The 16,672-nt window shown below is 72.2% G+C and carries 16 protein-coding genes; 12 read left to right on the top strand and 4 right to left on the bottom strand.

Going from position 1 to position 16,672, the window contains the following annotated elements; genetic code table 11:
* Positions 1 to 45: 45 nt before the first annotated feature.
* The 6 genes from C8N24_RS01065 to C8N24_RS01040 all read left to right on the top strand — a co-directional run bounded on the left by C8N24_RS01065 (position 46) and on the right by C8N24_RS01040 (position 8,296).
* Positions 46 to 636, top strand: a complete 591-nt coding sequence (locus C8N24_RS01065; protein ID WP_147447537.1) for a hypothetical protein — start codon at positions 46 to 48, stop codon at positions 634 to 636.
* A gap of 21 nt (positions 637 to 657) precedes the next feature.
* Positions 658 to 1,818 (top strand): hypothetical protein, encoded by a 1,161-nt coding sequence (locus C8N24_RS01060; protein ID WP_121246967.1) that lies wholly within the window; start codon positions 658 to 660, stop codon positions 1,816 to 1,818.
* Positions 1,815 to 4,214 carry a lanthionine synthetase LanC family protein gene (locus C8N24_RS01055; protein ID WP_121246964.1) on the top strand — a complete coding sequence of 800 codons (2,400 nt, stop codon included), beginning with the start codon at positions 1,815 to 1,817 and terminating at the stop codon, positions 4,212 to 4,214. Before C8N24_RS01060 ends, C8N24_RS01055 begins: the two co-directional genes overlap by 4 nt.
* Before the next feature lie 90 nt (positions 4,215 to 4,304).
* A complete protein-coding gene (locus C8N24_RS01050; protein ID WP_121246960.1) occupies positions 4,305 to 6,875 on the top strand; it encodes a M1 family aminopeptidase in 2,571 nt (856 codons plus the stop codon).
* Between the two features lie 72 nt (positions 6,876 to 6,947).
* Positions 6,948 to 7,859 (top strand): DMT family transporter, encoded by a 912-nt coding sequence (locus tag C8N24_RS01045; protein ID WP_121246957.1) that lies wholly within the window; start codon positions 6,948 to 6,950, stop codon positions 7,857 to 7,859.
* 86 nt (positions 7,860 to 7,945) lie between these two features.
* Positions 7,946 to 8,296 (top strand): hypothetical protein, encoded by a 351-nt coding sequence (locus C8N24_RS01040; protein WP_121246954.1) that lies wholly within the window; start codon positions 7,946 to 7,948, stop codon positions 8,294 to 8,296.
* 5 nt (positions 8,297 to 8,301) lie between these two features.
* On the opposite strand, the gene C8N24_RS01035 is transcribed toward C8N24_RS01040, so the two are convergent.
* Positions 8,302 to 8,601 carry a hypothetical protein gene (locus C8N24_RS01035; protein WP_121246952.1) on the bottom strand — a complete coding sequence of 100 codons (300 nt, stop codon included), beginning with the start codon at positions 8,599 to 8,601 and terminating at the stop codon, positions 8,302 to 8,304.
* A gap of 17 nt (positions 8,602 to 8,618) precedes the next feature.
* Positions 8,619 to 9,278, bottom strand: coding sequence for a type 1 periplasmic-binding domain-containing protein (locus C8N24_RS01030; protein WP_121246949.1), 660 nt, complete (start codon positions 9,276 to 9,278; stop codon positions 8,619 to 8,621).
* Between the two features lie 110 nt (positions 9,279 to 9,388).
* Between C8N24_RS01030 and C8N24_RS01025 the strand changes: the two genes are divergently transcribed.
* The 4 genes from C8N24_RS01025 (at position 9,389) to C8N24_RS01010 (ending at position 14,457) form a co-directional block, all read left to right on the top strand.
* The gene (locus tag C8N24_RS01025; protein ID WP_121246946.1) at positions 9,389 to 10,561 is read left to right on the top strand and encodes a HupE/UreJ family protein; all 1,173 of its coding nucleotides are present in this window, start codon (positions 9,389 to 9,391) and stop codon (positions 10,559 to 10,561) included.
* 146 nt (positions 10,562 to 10,707) lie between these two features.
* Complete coding sequence (locus C8N24_RS01020; RefSeq protein ID WP_121246944.1) at positions 10,708 to 12,489, top strand: purple acid phosphatase family protein; 1,782 nt, start codon at positions 10,708 to 10,710, stop codon at positions 12,487 to 12,489.
* A gap of 4 nt (positions 12,490 to 12,493) precedes the next feature.
* Positions 12,494 to 13,375, top strand: a complete 882-nt coding sequence (locus tag C8N24_RS01015) for a COG1470 family protein (RefSeq protein ID WP_170178761.1) — start codon at positions 12,494 to 12,496, stop codon at positions 13,373 to 13,375.
* Positions 13,372 to 14,457: a GGDEF domain-containing protein gene (locus C8N24_RS01010; RefSeq protein ID WP_121246941.1), complete on the top strand. Its 1,086-nt coding sequence runs from the start codon at positions 13,372 to 13,374 to the stop codon at positions 14,455 to 14,457. Before C8N24_RS01015 ends, C8N24_RS01010 begins: the two co-directional genes overlap by 4 nt.
* Here the strand turns inward: C8N24_RS01010 and rsmD are convergent.
* Together rsmD and C8N24_RS01000 are read right to left on the bottom strand one after the other, a co-directional pair.
* Positions 14,450 to 14,998 carry a 16S rRNA (guanine(966)-N(2))-methyltransferase RsmD gene (rsmD, locus tag C8N24_RS01005; protein WP_121246938.1) on the bottom strand — a complete coding sequence of 183 codons (549 nt, stop codon included), beginning with the start codon at positions 14,996 to 14,998 and terminating at the stop codon, positions 14,450 to 14,452. The two genes, C8N24_RS01010 and rsmD, sit on opposite strands and share 8 nt — an antisense overlap.
* A gap of 16 nt (positions 14,999 to 15,014) precedes the next feature.
* Entirely contained in the window at positions 15,015 to 15,272 is a 258-nt protein-coding gene (locus C8N24_RS01000) for a peptidoglycan-binding domain-containing protein (protein ID WP_170178760.1), read from the bottom strand.
* Between the two features lie 310 nt (positions 15,273 to 15,582).
* Here C8N24_RS01000 and C8N24_RS00995 point away from each other — a divergent pair, with 310 nt between their 5' ends.
* A complete protein-coding gene (locus C8N24_RS00995; protein ID WP_147447536.1) occupies positions 15,583 to 16,245 on the top strand; it encodes a DUF7668 domain-containing protein in 663 nt (220 codons plus the stop codon).
* Positions 16,246 to 16,301: 56 nt separating this feature from the next.
* Entirely contained in the window at positions 16,302 to 16,616 is a 315-nt protein-coding gene (locus tag C8N24_RS00990; RefSeq protein WP_147447535.1) for a hypothetical protein, read from the top strand.
* Positions 16,617 to 16,672: the final 56 nt, after the last annotated feature.

Raw genomic sequence — 16,672 nt, 5'->3', positions numbered from 1 at the left:
ACACCCTCGCTGTGCCCCGCAGGGAGCAACTGCGGCACACCATCCTTGTGCCCGGGTGGCACGCTGTGCGCGAGCCCCACGCTGTGCGCGGCGCCGACCGCCTGTGGGGCGTGCTCGATCGCCGTCTCGTGCGCGGGGCACTCCCTGTGCCTCTCGCCGACGCACTGCGGCGGCTGCTCGGTGGCGATCTCCTGCGCCGGCGGCACGCTGTGCGGGTCGCCGACGTTCTGCGACGGCTGCTCGCAGCTCGTCTCGTGCGCGGGTGAGTCGCTGTGCGCGGGCGTGACCTTGTGCGCGGGCGGCACGATCTGCCCCGGCAACACCATCTGCAAGATCGGCTCGATCTGCGACCTCGGCTCGCACTGCCCGGCCGGCTCGGGGTGCCTCGGCGGCACGATCTGCCCCGGCACGATCGCGTGCCGCGGCTCGATCATCGATCCGCTGGAGGGACCCGAAGGGCTCGCCGCGCTGAAGGCGCAGCTGCAGCAAGCGCTCAAGGAGGTCGAGGTGCAGGAGGAGGCGCTCAAGGAGCAGATGGCGCCGCAGAGCGTGGAGGCGATCGAGGCGCTCGAGGGCCAGCTCAACGAGGCGCTGGCGGAGCTCGCCGAGCGCAAGAAGAAGCTCCAGGACGGCTAGGCGGAGGCGCTGATCGACTCGGTGCTCGACAGGATCGCGGCGTCGGACTTCCGCGCCAACGACGCGTTCGAGCTGATCCTGGTGGACCGGCTCGGGGCCGATCAGCGGGCTGCCCTCGGCCTGGCGGAGGAGGACCCCGACCTGTACGGGGTCCTGCTCCCGCGGACGCCCGGCCCGGGGCGGCATCCGAAGGCGATCGACCGGGACACGGCGCTGCTGTACCTCACGCTGCGCACTCCCGGCCGGCTGCCCCGGTACGTGCACTCGCTGCTCGGCGCGGACCTGCGTCCGACCGTCACGCGGCTCGTGCTCGACGGGGTGCTGGAGATCGATGCCGGCGGACGCTTCGTCGCCGGCGCGGAGGCGCTGGCGCTGCTGGCGCCGCCGCCGGAGCCGGCGAACGGAGACGGGCGGATCGCCGCGCTGTCGGTCGCCGCGCTCCACTACGGCCAACGGCTCGAGCTGGACGACACGACCGTGCTGGCCGGGCGCCTGTACAGCTACAACCGGTTGCCGCTCACCCCGCTGTGGCGGCGACGGCTGCCCACGCGGGCGGCGCTGGCCGAGCAGCTCGGCGTCGCCGCCGGAATGCCGTTGACGCGCACGATCGGGCGACGCTGGACGGCGACGAGGACCACCGACAACGAGTCGCCGTGGCTGTCGTGGGGCGCACCGCCGGAGCACGACCACGGCGATGGCACCTTCAAGCTGTACGTCAGCCCGCAACCCGACGTGCTCGTCGACGTGCTGCCGGATGTCGTCGACGTGCTCGCCGAGACGCGCGCCGCCGCGTTCAAGGTCGGCGCGGACGTCGACGGCGTGCTGCGCCCGGACAAGCTGGTCGCCTACTTCGACCGGTTCGAGCGGCTCGCCGTCGCGGGTGAGCGCCTACGGGAGCGCCTCGACGGCGTTCCCGCGCACGGCGTGCCGTTCACCGCCGAGATCGACCCCGCGGGCCTGCTGTCGTGGGGCACGGACCCGCCCGCGCACGCGCAGACGACCGGGCTGCAGGGGCACGAGAGCTGGCGGCTGTGGCTGTGCGTACGGCTCGCCGCGGCGGTGCTCAGCGCACGCGCAGGAGCGGGCGGTGAGCCGTGGCGGTACGCCCTCGAGCGGATCCGCCTCGAGGGCGTGGACCCGGCCACGTGGGCACCGACCCAGGCGATCTGGAGGCAGGCATGAGCACCGGGACGATCACCGACGTGTTCGTGGTCCCGCCTGACGTGACCATCGTGCCGGTCGTGGAGCTGTCGCCCGAGCTGCGGCGCGCGCTCGACGCGCCCGACGACGAGTTCCTCGTCACCCGTCCCGGCGCGCGCAGCGGCTCCCGCGTCGTCGACGAGCCGTCCGCGGACCTGCTCGAGCGCTTCCGCTCGCCCGCGCGGATCGTCGACGCGGTGATCGCGTTCAGCCAGCAGCGCGGGGAGGATCCGGCGCGCACGCTCGAGGACGCGTACCCGATGCTGCAGCGGCTGATCGACTCCGGCGTGCTCGTCGCCGCCGACTCGGGCCGCGAGGCGGCGATCGGCCTCAGCCTCATGCCCGGCGACCGGTTCGCCGGGTGGGAGGTCGTCGCCCCGATCCAGGTGCTCGAGGACACCGAGTTGCACCAGGTGCGCGGCGACGACGGCACCGTCGCGGCGCTGAAGCTGTTCGTCGCCGCCGGCCGCCCGCACGTCGCCCGGCTCGCCGCGCGCGAGGCGGCGCTGCTCGAGCACCTCGCCGGCGACCCCGCGCCGCGCCTGCTCGCGGCGGGGGAGGAGGGCGGGCGCCCGTACCTGGTGCTCGAGTGGATCGTCGGGGTGCCCGCGCGGGTCGCGGCGGACGAGCTGCGGCGCGAGGACGCGCGCGCGGAGCTGGCGGGGCTGTGCTGCGCGATCACGGACGCGTACGTGCGCTTGCACGCGCGCGGCGCCCTGCACTCGGACGTGCATCCGGACAACCTGCTGGTCGGGCCGGACGGCGCCGTGCGTCTGCTCGACTTCGGCGTCGCGCGGCTTCCGGACAGCGCGGACCCGCTGCTCGCGCTCGCGCCGCGTGCCGGCATCCCGTTCTACTTCGAGCCCGAGTACGCCTCGGCGGTCCGGGGCGGGCAGCATGCGCCGCCGTCGAGCTTCGCCGGCGAGCAGCACGCGCTCGCGACCCTCCTGTATGTGCTCGCCACCGGTGCGCACCCGCACGAGTTCGCCCTTGAGCAGGGCGAGCTGCTGCGCCAGATCGCCGAGGACCCACCGCAGCCGTTCACGGCGGCGGGTGTCGCGCCCTGGCCGGAGCTGGAGGCGGTGCTCGCCACCTGCCTCGCCAAGCGGCCGGAGGACCGGCTGCCCGACGTGGCGGCGCTGGCGCGAGCGCTGGACGGGGTGGTCCGCACGGCGCACCCGGCCGTGGCTCGTCCGGTCGAGCTCGGGCACGCGCACGCGCTGGTGGACGCCGTGCTCGCGCGCGTCGGCCCCGACGGCCCGTTCTTCCCGACCGGACTGCCGGTCGCGCCGACCAGCTCCGTCAACTACGGGGCCGCCGGCATCGCCTACGCGCTCTACCGGCTGGCCGGGCTGCGGGCGGAGCCCGAGCTCCTGGCGTTGGCCGACGTGTGGTGCACGCGCGCGCTCGCGCACCGCGGCGACGACGACGCCTGGACGAGCGACGAGATCGAGCTCACGGCCGGGACCGTCGGACCGATCTCCGCGCTGCACACGGCGGCCGGCGCGTGGTGCGTCGCGGCGTTGGTCGCGCACGCGCGTGGCGACGCGTACGGCGCCCTCGCCGCCGTCCAGGGGTTCATCGACGCCTCGGTCGCCCCGTGCGCGAACCTCGACCTCACGCTCGGCCGCGCGAGCACGCTGCTCGCCTGCGCGCAGCTGCTGGAGGCGCTCGGGCCGGACATGCCGGCGCTCATCGCGCTGGGCGATCAGACGCTGACCGGGATCTGGGCCGAGCTCGACGCGTACGCGTCCGTGAGCAGCGCGCCCGAGCTGCGCTACCTCGGCATCGCGCACGGCTGGGCCGGCATCCTCTACGCGACGCTGCGCTGGACCGCGGTGACGCGGAGCGCCCCGCCGGACACGCTGCCCGGGCGCCTCGAGGAGCTCGCGCAGCTCGCCGAGCCGCACCGGCGCGGCTGTCGCTGGCCGGTCGTCGCGGGCGGGCGTGAGCACATGACCGGTTGGTGCAACGGCAGCGCCGGGCACGTCTACCTGTGGGCCCTCGCCGACCAGGTGTACCGCGACCCGCGGTTCGGCGCGCTTGCGCACGGCGCGGCATGGAACGCGTGGGAGGCCGATGACCAGATCGGCCAGCTGTGCTGCGGCCGCGGCGGCCGGGCGTACGCGCTGCTGGCGCTGCATCGCCACACCGGGGACGCGGCCTGGCTGCACCGCGCCCGGGTGCTCGCGAGCCGCGCCGCCGCGCAGATCACGCCGGCCGAGTCCGAAGGGCGAGTGGACAGCCTCTACAAGGGCAGCGTCGGCATCGCGTTGCTCGCAGCCGAGCAGGCCGATCCTGATCTGGCGCGGATGCCGTTCTTCGAGGCTCACGGCTGGCCGGCAGCGAAACTGGACAAAGCCGATCCAGAAACATGAGAGACTCGCCGCGGTCTCATCTGGGGCTGCCACGGTCTCGCCGTTTGCTCGCGCGCCAGCGCGCGAGTGGGTCTACGGAGGGATCTATCCATGTCTCGATTCAGGGCGCGCGCCGGCGGCGTCGCGCTGCTTGCCTTCGCGGTGACGGCCGGTCCGGCGTTCGCGTCGGCGCCCGGCGTGTCGGTGGGCTCGGTCAGCTCGCTGGCCTCCGGCGCACGGGCCGGCACCGTGCGCGGCGAAGTGGTCAACCGGACGGCGCGGACGGTCATCGCGCCGGTCACCGTGCGCGTGCAGCGCACCGGCGCGAAGGCGCTGTTCGTCGGCCGGACGTCCGTGACGGTGCCCGCGGGCGCGACGACGCCGTACGCGGTGGCGGTGCGGCTGCCGGACGGGCTCAGCCGCGGCAACTACTACCTGGCGGCGTGCACGCCGTCGTCGACCGATGCCCACGGGCTCGGCTGCGCGACCTCGGAGCGCGACATCCGCGTCCACGGGGGAACGCCGGTGCGCGGCTCGGCCGTCCGGCTCCCCGCCAAGCGGACCGGCGCGGTCGCGGCCGCGGCCGAGGACTGCACCTCGGGCGCGCGCACGCTCGCCAAGCCCGGCGATCGCGTGTACCCGGACATCGGCAACGGCGGCTACGCGAGCCTCCACAGCGACGTCTTCATCAACTACGACGCGCTCACGAACCTGTTCCTGCCCGGCACGCACGTCGACCTCCTGCAGCGCTCGACGCAGTGCCTGGCGGACTTCAGCCTCGACTTCGACCGGCACAACACGATCACGTCGACGACCGTGCCCGGCCCGGACTTCACGGTGCAGTCGGTGACGGTCAACGGGCAGCCGGCGACCTTCACGTTCAAGCAGCCGACCTACCCGGGCGACCCCAACGGGCAGGACGACCCGGACCCGCTGGCGCATCGCACGGGCCTCGTCACGCCGATCAACGCGGCCAACCCGAACCCGCCCGCGTGCCCGCCGATCAACACCCAGGCCGCCAACCAGAACCTGCCCTGCGGTGAGACCAAGCTCGTGATCACGCCCAGCGCGCCGATCCCGACCGGCACCGACTTCACGGTCACGGTCAACTACACGGGCCGCCCGGGCGTGCGCCCGTCGCCGACCGGCACCGAAGGCTGGTTCCGCAACAGCACGGCCGGCAGCGAGGGCGCGATGGTCACCTCCGAGCCGACCGGCACCGAGGCGTGGATGCCGCTCAACAACCACCCGTCGGTCAAGCCGACGTACGACATCTACGACACGGTCACCAAGGGCAAGCTCGCGATCGGGCCGGGACGGCTGGTGAGCTCCGGCGACGACGCCCCGAGCGCGAACTTCCCCGCCGGCTCGACGAGCTACCACTGGAAGTCCAGCGAGCCGATCGCCAACTACCTGGTCGAGAACAGCGTCGGCAACTTCGACTACACGTTCCGTGACGGCGCGAACGACGTCGTCTACTTCGAGGCGCAGGACGCGAACATCACGCCCGCGCGCAAGGCGCTCAACCGCGTCGCGATGGACCAGCAGGAGAGCATCACGCACTTCCAGGAGTCGATCACGGGGCCGTTCCCGTTCAACGCCAACGGCATCGTCGTCGCCCTCCCGAGCGCGAGCTTCGAGGAGGAGATGCAGACGAAGATCGTCTTCGTCGGCGGCACCATCGGCGGCGCGCAGGGCACGAACGTCAACACGTTCGCCCACGAGAACATGCACCAGTGGTGGGGCGACAACGTGGCCGAGGGCGCGCCCAAGCTGATGTGGTTCAAGGAAGGCCAGGCGACGACGGCCGAGTACTACCAGACCGCTCTGGCGGCGGCCAACGCCGCCGGCGGCCAGGGCACCACGGCCGGTGACGCCGCGTTCGAGGCGAGCCTCGTGGCCCGCTTCAACCAGAACTACAACAGCACCTCCACCACGTTCTGGAACACCGCGCCGAGCAACCCGACGTCGGCGTCCATGAACGGCACGTCGAACGCCTACACGCGCCCCGGCACGTCGTACCTGGCGCTGCGGGCGATCCTCGGCAGAGAGAACTACAACGCCGCGCTCCGGCACATCCAGGTCGCCTACCGCGGCGGCTCGATGGAGGAGGCCCCGCTGAAGGCCGAGTTCCACAAGTACCTGCCGAACCAGTCCCCGGCCTGCCACAACAAGCTCGAGGAGTTCTTCAAGCAGTGGTGGGACACGCCGTACACGGGCTCTCCGGCGGCCGGCAACAAGCCGCAGATCACCGGGCCTGGGCTGGCCGGCGGCGGCTTCTACGACGCGACCGGCGGCTGCGCGCCGTACGGCGTCGACGTCCCGGGAGCGGCCGGCGGTGAGGTGGCGGCGACGCTGTCGCTCACGCTCGGCACGCCGGCGACGTTCGGCACCTTCACGCCGGGCGTCGAGCAGGAGTACGCGACCACCACGACCGCGAACGTCATCTCCACGGCGGGCGACGCGGCGCTGACGGTCTCCGATCCCGGCCACCTCGCCAACGGCGCGTTCTCGCTGCCGGAGCCGCTGCGCGTCTCGCTCTCGAAGAGCGCGTGGTCGGCGCCGGTGTCCAACGACCGCGTCGACGTCGCCTTCAAGCAGCTGATCAAGGCGACCGACGCGCTGCGCACCGGCGCGTACACGCGAACGCTGACCTTCACGCTGTCCACGACGACGCCGTGAGCCACGAGCGGGCCCGTCCTTGCAGGGCGGGCCCGCTTGCGTTTACCTTCCGAGGAAGCTAAACTAGCTTCCATGGAAGCAACTTGGCGGTGGACGATGATCACGGCGATCGCACCCGTCGCGTGGGGCTCGAACTACTACGTGACGCGCGAGTTCCTGCCGGCGGACGCCGCGCTGTGGGGTGCCGCGATCCGCGCGCTGCCCGCCGGCCTGCTGCTGTTGCTCATCGCTCGCAGCGTGCCGCGTGGGGCCTGGTGGTGGCGCTCGGCGCTGCTGGGGGCGATGAACGTCGGCGCGTTCTTCGCGCTCATCTACCTCGCGGCGCAGCGGCTGCCGACCAGCATCGCGTCGACGATCATGGCCGCGTCGCCGGTGGCCCTGATGCTGATGGCGTGGGCGATCGTGGCCGAGCGGCCACGGCTGGTCCCGCTCGCGGGCGCGGCGATCGGCATCGCCGGGGTCGCCACCATGCTGCTGGGCGGGGGTGGAGCGGTCGACGCGCTCGGCGTCGCGGCGTCCGTCACCGCGATGCTGATGTCCGCGACCGGCTACGTGCTCGCCAAGCGCTGGAGCGGGGAGGTGGAGCTGCTCGCGTCCACGTCCTGGCAGCTCGTCGCCGGCGGTCTGCTGCTGCTCGTGCCCGCCGCGCTCGTCGAAGGCGCCCCGCCCGCGCTCGACGCGCAGGCGGCGCTCGGGTTCACCTACGTCACCGTGATCGCCACGGCGGTCGCGTACGTCGCGTGGTTCGGCGGGCTGCGCCACCTGCCGGCGTCGACGGTCGGCCTGGTCGGGCTGCTGAACCCGGTGACCGGCGTCCTGCTCGGCACGCTGCTGGCCGGCGAGTTGCTCAGCTGGCGTCAGGCGGTCGGCATCGCGCTCGTGCTCGTCGGCATCCTCGTCGGGAGGTCCGGATCGCCGCTGGCCACGTTACGGCGGTCTGCACGAATCCCCATGGCGGTTCGTCGCCGCGCATTCACCGGCTGACGCGACGATGCGGCGGGGGCGAAAACGCGAGTCTTCCTCTCGCAGCAACGACCTCCCCAAACGAACCGCACAAAGGACCCCCTCCCATGATCATCCGTGGCTTCCTCGCTCTCGCCGTCAGCGCCGTCCTCGGCATCGGCACGCTCGTCGTCGTCAACAACGCCTCCAACGACGCGAACGAGACTGCAAAGGAGATCACCCGCCAGTCGCTCGAGTACCAGAAGGACGCGCAGAAGGACATCACGGACTCGATCGACCAGGCCACCAAGCAGGCCGGCGCCGACGTCGACGCCGCGATCGAGCAGTCCGGCACCGACGCCGAGGAGATCCAGGACAGCGTCGAGGAGCAGATCGACGCGGCCACCAAGCAGGCCGGCGCCGACGCCGAGGCCATCCAGGACAGCGTCCAGGAGCAGATCGACGCCGCGACGAAGTAGCTAGCTCACCACGGGTCCGGACCGGCGTCGCGCGCGGCCTTGGCCGCCGCGACGAGCCGTTCGAAGCGCTCGAACTGCGCCGCGTCGAGCTCGACCTGGGTGCGCGTGGCGCCCAGCTTGAGCTCCTCGCCGTCGAGGATCCCGATCCGCACCTTGTAGGTGCCCTTGCGATCCGGCCCCTTGACGGCGAAGCCGACCACGTCGACATGGACGCGGTGCTGGTAGTCGGACTCGGCCGACAGCACCTCGAAGACGCGCCCGTCCAGGCGCAGGAACAGCTGGTCGACCCGCATCTCGTACACCACGGCGCGCGAGCCTACCGCTACGCCAGGCGGACCACGATGCCGGTGATCCCGTGCAGCACCGCCGCGACGCCGGCGCGGAGCGCCTCGCCCGCGCGCCGCGGCGTGAACGACGCGGGATCGTAGGCATCACGCATCGCGAGGCCCTCGCCACGGAAGGCGGCGCCCGTCCAGTTCGCGGCGGTGACGTTGAACGTCGGCTCGGCCACCTCGGCTCCCAGGACCAGGAACTGCTGGTCGAGGTGGTTGGCGCTGACCAGGGCCAATGGATCGACGAGGCCGTTGCCGGCCACGACGATCAGGTCCGGCGCGAGCCGCATGGCCCGCACGGTCGACGCGATGTAGTCGCTCGGCTCGGACGCGGTGACGGTCTTCAACGACACGTCCTCGTCCGCGGCCCAGCGGGTGACGGCCGCCTCGAGCGTCCGGGTCGGGGCGTCCTCGCCGGTCGTGAGCAGCACGACGCGGTAGCCCGGTGACGGGTGGACGGCGCTCCACGAGCCGGGACGCGGCGTGATCGTCGCCTCCGGCGCCGGTGGCGCGTCCGGGTCGACGAACCCGGCGCCGAGCGCGCCGACGGCGGTCGGCGCCTCGTGCGGCCGCGACCAGTCGTCGGCCGCGCCGCAGCCGCCGACGAGCGCGGCGGTCAGCACGAGGGCGAGCACAGAGCGCGATCTCACACGGCAGAGCCTGGCGGCTCGTCGTAGTGAGTGAGTGAGTCGTTCACACACCCTTCACAGGTAGGCCGGTGTGTGACAGAGACGATGCGTCGCCCCGACTCGGTGACGCCATGGTCAAACACTTCTCACATAGAGCTCTCACAATCGCGCTCACGCTGGGCGCGTTTCTCATTTTCTCATCATCTGCGTTCGCGCACGGGTTCACCTCCGTCGTGTACGTCGACGCCACGCAGGGAGCGCGCGACCACGTGCGCACCGAGCTGGCCCTCGAGTACGACCTGCTGGTCGTCTCCGCCGCCGACGTCGAGCACGACGACCCGCTCTTCGAGGACGGCACCGCCGCGTTCGACGGCGGCGACCCGAAGGCCCAGGCGGCCGCGCTCGACGAGCACATCGACACGGTCGTCGCGTACGTGACCGGCCGCTTCGGCGTCAGCGCCGACGGCACCCGCTGCCGGCCCAGCCGTGACGGCGGGGTGGAGATCGAGCAGCGCGACGGCGTGCCCTACGCGCGCCTGGCGCTGGACTTCGCGTGCCCGGCGGGCGCCGGGGCGCACGAGCTCACCAGCAAGCTGTTCCCCGGCAGCGAGCAGTACGTGCGCAGCACGCACACGATCGTCACCTACGAGGACCTCGACGTGCAGTCGGGCACCGCCAGCCTGGACGCCGCGCACCCCTCGTTCTCCACGGAGCAGAGCCGTCTGGAGCAGTACTGGGCGTTCTTCCGGCTCGGTGCCGAGCACCTCTACACGGGCATCGACCACATCCTGTTCCTGCTCGCGCTGATCGCCGGCTCGCGCCGGCTGCGCGACATCATCGCCGTCGCCACGACGTTCACGGTCGCGCACTCGGTGACGTTCATCCTCGCTGCGCTCGGCGTCGTCAGCGCGCCCGCGTCGGTGATCGAGCCGGTGATCGCGCTGTCGATCTCGGTCGTCGCCGGGATGACGCTCTACCGGCTCTGGCGCCCGGACGACGGCGCGGAAGGCCTGGACTGGCAGCGGCTGGCGCTGGTGTTCGTCTTCGGGCTGGTGCACGGCCTCGGGTTCGCGTCGGCGCTGGGTCTGGACCGCGCGTTCTCGTGGTCCCTGCTGTCCTCGCTGCTGGTGTTCAACCTCGGCATCGAGAGCGTGCAGATCGCGATCATCCTGGCCGTGTTCCCGGCGCTGCTGCTGTTGCGCCGACGGGTGCCGTTGGCGGGGCTGTCGGCCACCGGGGCGATCGCCACGGGTGTGTGCGCGATGGGTCTGCTGTGGTTCGTGCAACGTGTTGCCGGCGTGTGAACGACTCACTCATATTCAACTCATTGACAGGAACCGGGTTGTTCACACCCACCGACGCTTCGCTGGTGAAAGCTGCGACGCGGTCTATGTCGCACTCAAACTGACGAAGGAGAACGTCGGTGACACACAGCTTCAAACCGCGGGCGATGGCTGCCGGACTCGCAGCCATCACCGCCACCGCAGCACTGGGCATCGGTTCGATCACGATGGCCGGCGCCCAGGCTCCGGCCACGACCTCGAGCATCGTGCTCGGCGTCGGCGCCCAGGCCAACCAGCGCGTCGTGTCCTGGTACACGTCCGCCAACACCGCGCAGTCGGTGCAGGTCGCCCCGACCTCGACGCTCTCAGGCGGTGAGTTCCCGGCCGGCGCCACCACGTTCACCGCCACCATCACGGCCAACACGGTCAACGGCGGCTTCAACGGCCACGCGGTCCTCAGCGGCCTGCAGGAGAACACCGCGTACTCCTACCGGGTCGGCTCCGAGGGCGCCTGGTCGGCCACGTACACGTTCAAGACGCAGACGTTCGGCGGCGGCTTCGACTTCCTGTTCTACGGCGACCCGCAGATCGGCTCCTCCGGGAACGTCGGCAAGGACGGCGCCGGCTGGGAGGACACCCTGAAGGTGTCCACGGCCGCGAACCCGGACGCCGAGCTGCTCGTCTCGGGCGGCGACCAGGTCGAGACCGCCAACACCGAGTCCCAGTGGGACGCGTTCCTGAAGTCCGACGTGCTGCGCCAGTACCCGTGGGCGGCCACGATCGGCAACCACGACGTCGGTGGCAAGGCCTACGACCAGCACTTCTGGACGCCGAACACCGACCGCTCCGCCGCGTTCTACAACGGCGACGCGAACACCCGCTCCGGTGGCGACTACTGGTACGTCTACAAGGACGTCCTGTTCATCCACCTGAACTCGAACGCCTACGCCAACGGCTCGGACCCGGCGCACGTCAAGTACGTCACGGACACGGTCAACGCCCACGGTGGCGAGGCCCGCTACACGGTCCTCGTGTTCCACCACGCGATCTACTCGCCGGCGTCGCACGCCAACGACGGCGACAACAAGCAGCGCCGCCTGGACTTCCCGACGGCGTTCTCGAACCTGGGCGTCGACCTGGTCCTGGCCGGTCACGACCACAGCTACTCGCGCTCCTACGCGCTCAAGAACGGCCAGAAGGCCAACGCGGCCGAGCAGCCCGGCGCGGCCTCGGTGGTCACGGGTCCCGGCGGCGTGATCTACGTCACCGGCAACTCGGCCTCGGGCTCGAAGTACTACGACCTGACCAAGCCCGTCGCGGGCGAGTTCGGGCCGGACCCGCTGAATCCGAAGAGCCACTACGCGAACTCGGTCGAGAACCAGGAGCACGTCCGCACCTACGTCAAGGTCCAGGTGCGCAACGACAAGCTCGTGGTGGAGAACGTCCGCTCGGGCACGTGCGCGGCGCCGAACGCGGCCGTCGAGCTCGGCCAGGAGTCCTGGTGCGGCCCGGACAGTGGGGCCACGCCGGCGCAGCCGGTCGGCTCGATCGTCGACAAGGTCACCATCCACGCTGCCGAGGCGAACACGGACGGCCAGGTCGGCGGCTCGGTCCCGGCCACGCTGTCGCTGACGCTGGGCGCGGCGCCGTCGTTCGGCGCCTTCACGCCCGGTGTCGACGGCGAGTACACCGCCAAGACCGAGGCCACCGTGATCTCCACGGCCGGCGACGCCGCCCTCACGGTCTCCGACCCGGGGCACCTCACCAACGGCGCGTTCTCCCTCCCGGAGCCGCTCCAGGTCACGTTCTCCAAGTCGGCGTGGACCGCTCCGGTCGCCAACGACAAGGTCGACGTGAACTTCAAGCAGGTCATCAAGGCGAGCGATGCCCTGCGCACCGGCGCCTACACCCGGTCGCTGACGTTCACGCTGTCGACGACGAACCCGTAGGAGCATGACGTTGCGCCCGATCAGCCCCTTCGTCGGTGTTCTGCTGCTCACGTTGGGGCTGGTCGGGCTCTTCGCCCGTCCGGCCGCGGCAGCGGACTGGACGGTCGCCCCGGCCGAGACGAGCTTCGGCTCCGGCCGGCAGGACTTCCGCTACACGCTCAACCCCGGCGGGTCCCAGGTCGACGCCGTCGCGGTGTTCAACAACGGCACGGCGCCGTTGGCGCTCACCCTCCGCGCGAGCGACGGCATCACGCTGTCCCGCACGACCGTGACCGTCGCGGCCGGCGACACCGCCGACGTGCCGTTCACGCTGGCGCTGCCCCGGGACGCCCACCCCGGCGACCGCCTGGGCGGCATCGTCGCCACCGGCGGCGGGAGCGAAGCCACCGTGCCGGTGCGGCTGCGCGTCGGCGGGCCGCTGACGCCGAGCCTGGCCGTCGAGGACGTCCAGGTGGACTACTCCGGCGGCGACGCCGTCGTGGCCTACGTCGTCCGCAACACCGGCAACGCCGTCCTGTCCGCGCAGCCGACCGTCTCGGTCTCCGGACCGTTCGGCCGCTGGGCGACGCGCTCCGGGCGGCTGCCCGACACGCCCGCGCTCCTACCGGGCCGGACCTGGAAGGGCACGGCGCGCGTGCCGGGCGTCACGCCCGCGGGCCGGCTGTCGGCGATCGTGGAGCTGCTCCCGCTCGTGACCGACGCGGCCGGCTCGGTCGCACCGCTTCCGCCGGTCAAGCGCACCGGCCACGCGATCGCCATGCCGTGGCTGCTGGTCCTCGCCGTGCTCGTCGTGCTCGCCGGCGCGGTGGTGCTGGTGCGGCGCCGGTCGCGAGCCGCCGTCGGCCGCAGCCATCGTCCTGCGACGCGGACGATCAAGTTGCGTTGAGCACCAGATTCAAGTCCGACGGCGCGCGTGCCGAGAACGGGCGCATGATCCCGGCCGCCTCCCGACGTGAGCTCGCGCGCCGCTGCGCGCCGTTCGCCGCGGCGGCCGCGATCGCCTTCGCGCTCGTCCCGATCGGGACCGAGGTGCGCTGGCCGGAGTACACCGCCGCGGTCGCGCTCACCGCCCTCTGCGTGGCGGCCGTGTACCTCCTCCCGTGGCGCCGGCTCTGGGGGACGTTGAGCGTCGTACCGGTGCTGGGCTTCCTCGTCGCGGTCGCGCTCTTGCGTGACGCGGCGGGCGGCGCCGCCGCCGGCATCAGCGTGCTGACGCTGCTGCCGGTCGTCTGGTGCGCGCTCTACCACCGGCGCTCGCACCTGATCCTCGTGCTGGGCGCGGTGCTCGTCTTCTTCGTCGTCCCGCCGCTGCTGATCGGCGGCGCCGGCTACCCGCTGGCGGGCATGCGCCAGGGCGCCGTGACCGCGGTCGTCGGCACGGTCCTGGGGCTCACGATCCAGCGGCTCGTGCAGCGCATCCGCGCCGACGCCGCGCGCAGCGAGGAGCAGCGCCTCGAGCTGCAGCGGCTCGCGCGCGAGAGCGACCACCTGCTCGCCGAGCTCGACCGGGTCGCGAGCACGGACATGCTCACCGGGCTCGCGAACCGCCGCGCCTGGACGGAGTGGCTCGCCGACGGCGTCGCGCGCGACGAGCCGTTCGCGATCGCGATGCTCGACCTGGACCACTTCAAGACCTACAACGACTCGCACGGCCACGCCGGTGGCGACGCGCTGCTCGCGGAGGCTGCCGCCGTGTGGACCGTCGCGCTCGGGGACGACGGCCGCGTCGCGCGCGTGGGCGGCGAGGAGTTCGCCGTGCTGCTCGGCGCCCGTGACGCCGAGGCCGTGATCGAGCGCCTGCGCGAGGCGACGCCGTTCCATCAGACCGTGTCCGCCGGCATCGCCGTCTGGGACGGCCGCGAACCGGCCGACGCGACGATGCGCCGCGCCGACGACGCGCTCTACACCGCCAAGCGCGGCGGACGCGACCGCTGCGTGGTCGCGATGTCAGAGCTCACCCTCAACTAGAGGTGTAGAAGGCGAAGGCGACCCCGCCGTAGCGGCGCACGTCCCGCCGCTCCAGGTGCTCGAGCTCGAGGTCGTGGATCTCCTTCGGGTCGGTCTGCACCACCACGACCCCGTCCTCGGCCAGCCAAGCCGGAGCGGCGTCGATCAGCTGCACCGTCGGCTCCCACAGCTCCTTCCACTGCGGCGGCGCGACGAAGATCACGTCGAACGGGTCGGCGGGCGGTCGCTTGAGGTAGTGGAAGACGTCCTGGCCGAGGACGACCGCGGCGTCGTCCAGGCGGGTGCGCTCGAGGTTCCAGCGCAGGTCGCGCAGCGCGACGTCGCCGTTCTCCACGAAGGTCGCGCTCAGGGCACCGCGGCTGAGCGCCTCGATCCCGACGCCGCCCGTGCCGGCGAACAGGTCGAGGAAGCGGCTCGCCGGGATCCGCTGGCCGAGGATGCTGAACAGCGCCTCCTTGCCACGGTCGCTGATCGGCCGCGTGCCGTCCGACGACGGCGGGCGCAGCTTCGTGCCTCGAGCAGTTCCGGTGATCACGCGCATTGCCCATTCACGCTACTCAGCTCACGTCGCTGAGCAGCGCGTCCGCCGTGCGGGCGTCGAGCTGGCCGTCGACCGGGAGCAGGAAGGCGGCCTGGAAGCGAGCGATGGCGTCGAGCGTGCGGCGGTCGTAGCGACCGGTGACCGCCTCGGCGGGCAGGTAGCCGTGGGCGGCGAGGCGCTCCTGGGCGACGCGAGCGTGCAGGGCGGGCGCACCGCCGGGGACGGAGCCGGGCACGGCGACGGCGCGGAGCGCGGCGACGGCACCCGCGCCCACGCGCGGGAGCCGAAGCGGATGGGGGCGGGCGATGAGGGGGCGAGACAGGTGCATCGTTATGCATCCATCGTCGTCCTTCGGGGCCGCCGCGTCCATTGGGACTTGCCCCGAGACGTCTCAGGGATTACCCGGACCCCTTAAACGCGGAAAGCCCACCCGTAGGTGGACTCTCGGCCATCAGCAGATCAGGCGGCTTTCGCTGGAAAGGGGACGTCTAAAAGAGGTCTCGCCCTCGGGTTGCCTTCGCTAGCTGACGTAGACCAGAGTAGCGAGTGATCCGGCGCGTGCGGCGTTCGTAGGATGCTCGTGTGTGGGAGATCACTTGATCGTCATGCACAGCGCGGTCCGGGCCGTTCCCGGCTACGACCGCCACGAGACGCCCTCGATGCTCCTGGACGGAGCCTCGGTGGCGACGGAGACCGAGCACGGGCGCGTGGTCACGGCGCAGCTGACACGCCGCCACGAGACGCTCGAGGACGCGATCGACGCGGGCTTCTTCGCGCTCGGCGCGGCCGGGATCACCAAGGGCATCCGCCGCCAGGCGCGCGCCGCGTGCGAGGACTACTTCTACAACCGGCTGAGGCTGACGCCGGACTACGTGCTGCCGAGGTTGGAGTCGCTTCCGCCCGCGCTCGAGCCGCTGCCGGAGGGCATGCAGAAGGTGCTCGAGGACCTGGTCGAGTACGTCGTCGACGGCGACTACGAGGAGCTGCGCGAGCTGTCCGGCGAGCTGCTCGAGGAGGACGACCTGCGCCGGCGGCTGGAGGAGGACGTCCCGGAGGCGCTGGTCCTTCCGCCGCGCGAGATCTACCGCGTCGAGGCGATCACGAAGTCCGAGGACGCCGAGGCTCCGGGCTGGGCGTTCTTCCTCGAGCTGTGGACGGACGACGGGCCGGCGCGGCTGCACGTCGAGGGTGAGATCGAGGAGGCCAACGGGCGCTACGAAGCCCGCCTCCTCGACATCCTGCCGTAGCGCGGCGCCGCTGATTGCGCAGCGGCGCCCGAACCGGTATTACTCCCTCCGTTCTCATGCAGCGCGCTGTGGTCATGCCGCGCGGCACCATCGTGGCCTTCGCCGCGCTCGTGCTGCTGTTCGCCCTCACCGGGCTGGCCGACCCTGGGCTGATGCTGGCGTTCGCGCCGGCCGTCGCGCTGCTCACGCTGCTCACCGTGGGCGTCCGCCCCGGTGAAGCGCTGATCGACCGGCTGCGCGCGCGGTTCGTCGCGCGCACGGCACGACGGGCGAGCTCCGCCCGGCGGCCGCGTCTCGCGCTGGTCCGGCGGCCCGTCGGCCGCGACCTCGCGGCGGCGCTGGCGATGCGTCCGCCGCCCGTTCGCGCCTGACATCCGGGCGATTTCGACGAGCGGCGCGGGCGGCTGGTCGCGGCGTGCCGTTTTCC

The organism is Solirubrobacter pauli (assembly GCF_003633755.1).
Classification (GTDB): domain Bacteria; phylum Actinomycetota; class Thermoleophilia; order Solirubrobacterales; family Solirubrobacteraceae; genus Solirubrobacter; species Solirubrobacter pauli.
This window is presented reverse-complemented; position numbering and strand designations above follow the sequence as displayed.

Coding starts and splice junctions, on each gene's coding strand:
- C8N24_RS01055 (WP_121246964.1), top strand. CDS start 1,815: ATGAGCACCGGGACGATCACCGACGTGTTCGTGGTCCCGCCTGACGTG.
- C8N24_RS01050 (WP_121246960.1), top strand. CDS start 4,305: ATGTCTCGATTCAGGGCGCGCGCCGGCGGCGTCGCGCTGCTTGCCTTC.
- C8N24_RS01045 (WP_121246957.1), top strand. CDS start 6,948: ATGGAAGCAACTTGGCGGTGGACGATGATCACGGCGATCGCACCCGTC.
- C8N24_RS01040 (WP_121246954.1), top strand. CDS start 7,946: ATGATCATCCGTGGCTTCCTCGCTCTCGCCGTCAGCGCCGTCCTCGGC.
- C8N24_RS01025 (WP_121246946.1), top strand. CDS start 9,389: ATGGTCAAACACTTCTCACATAGAGCTCTCACAATCGCGCTCACGCTG.
- C8N24_RS01020 (WP_121246944.1), top strand. CDS start 10,708: ATGGCTGCCGGACTCGCAGCCATCACCGCCACCGCAGCACTGGGCATC.
- C8N24_RS01015 (WP_170178761.1), top strand. CDS start 12,494: ATGACGTTGCGCCCGATCAGCCCCTTCGTCGGTGTTCTGCTGCTCACG.
- rsmD (WP_121246938.1), bottom strand. CDS start 14,998: ATGCGCGTGATCACCGGAACTGCTCGAGGCACGAAGCTGCGCCCGCCG.
- C8N24_RS00990 (WP_147447535.1), top strand. CDS start 16,302: ATGCAGCGCGCTGTGGTCATGCCGCGCGGCACCATCGTGGCCTTCGCC.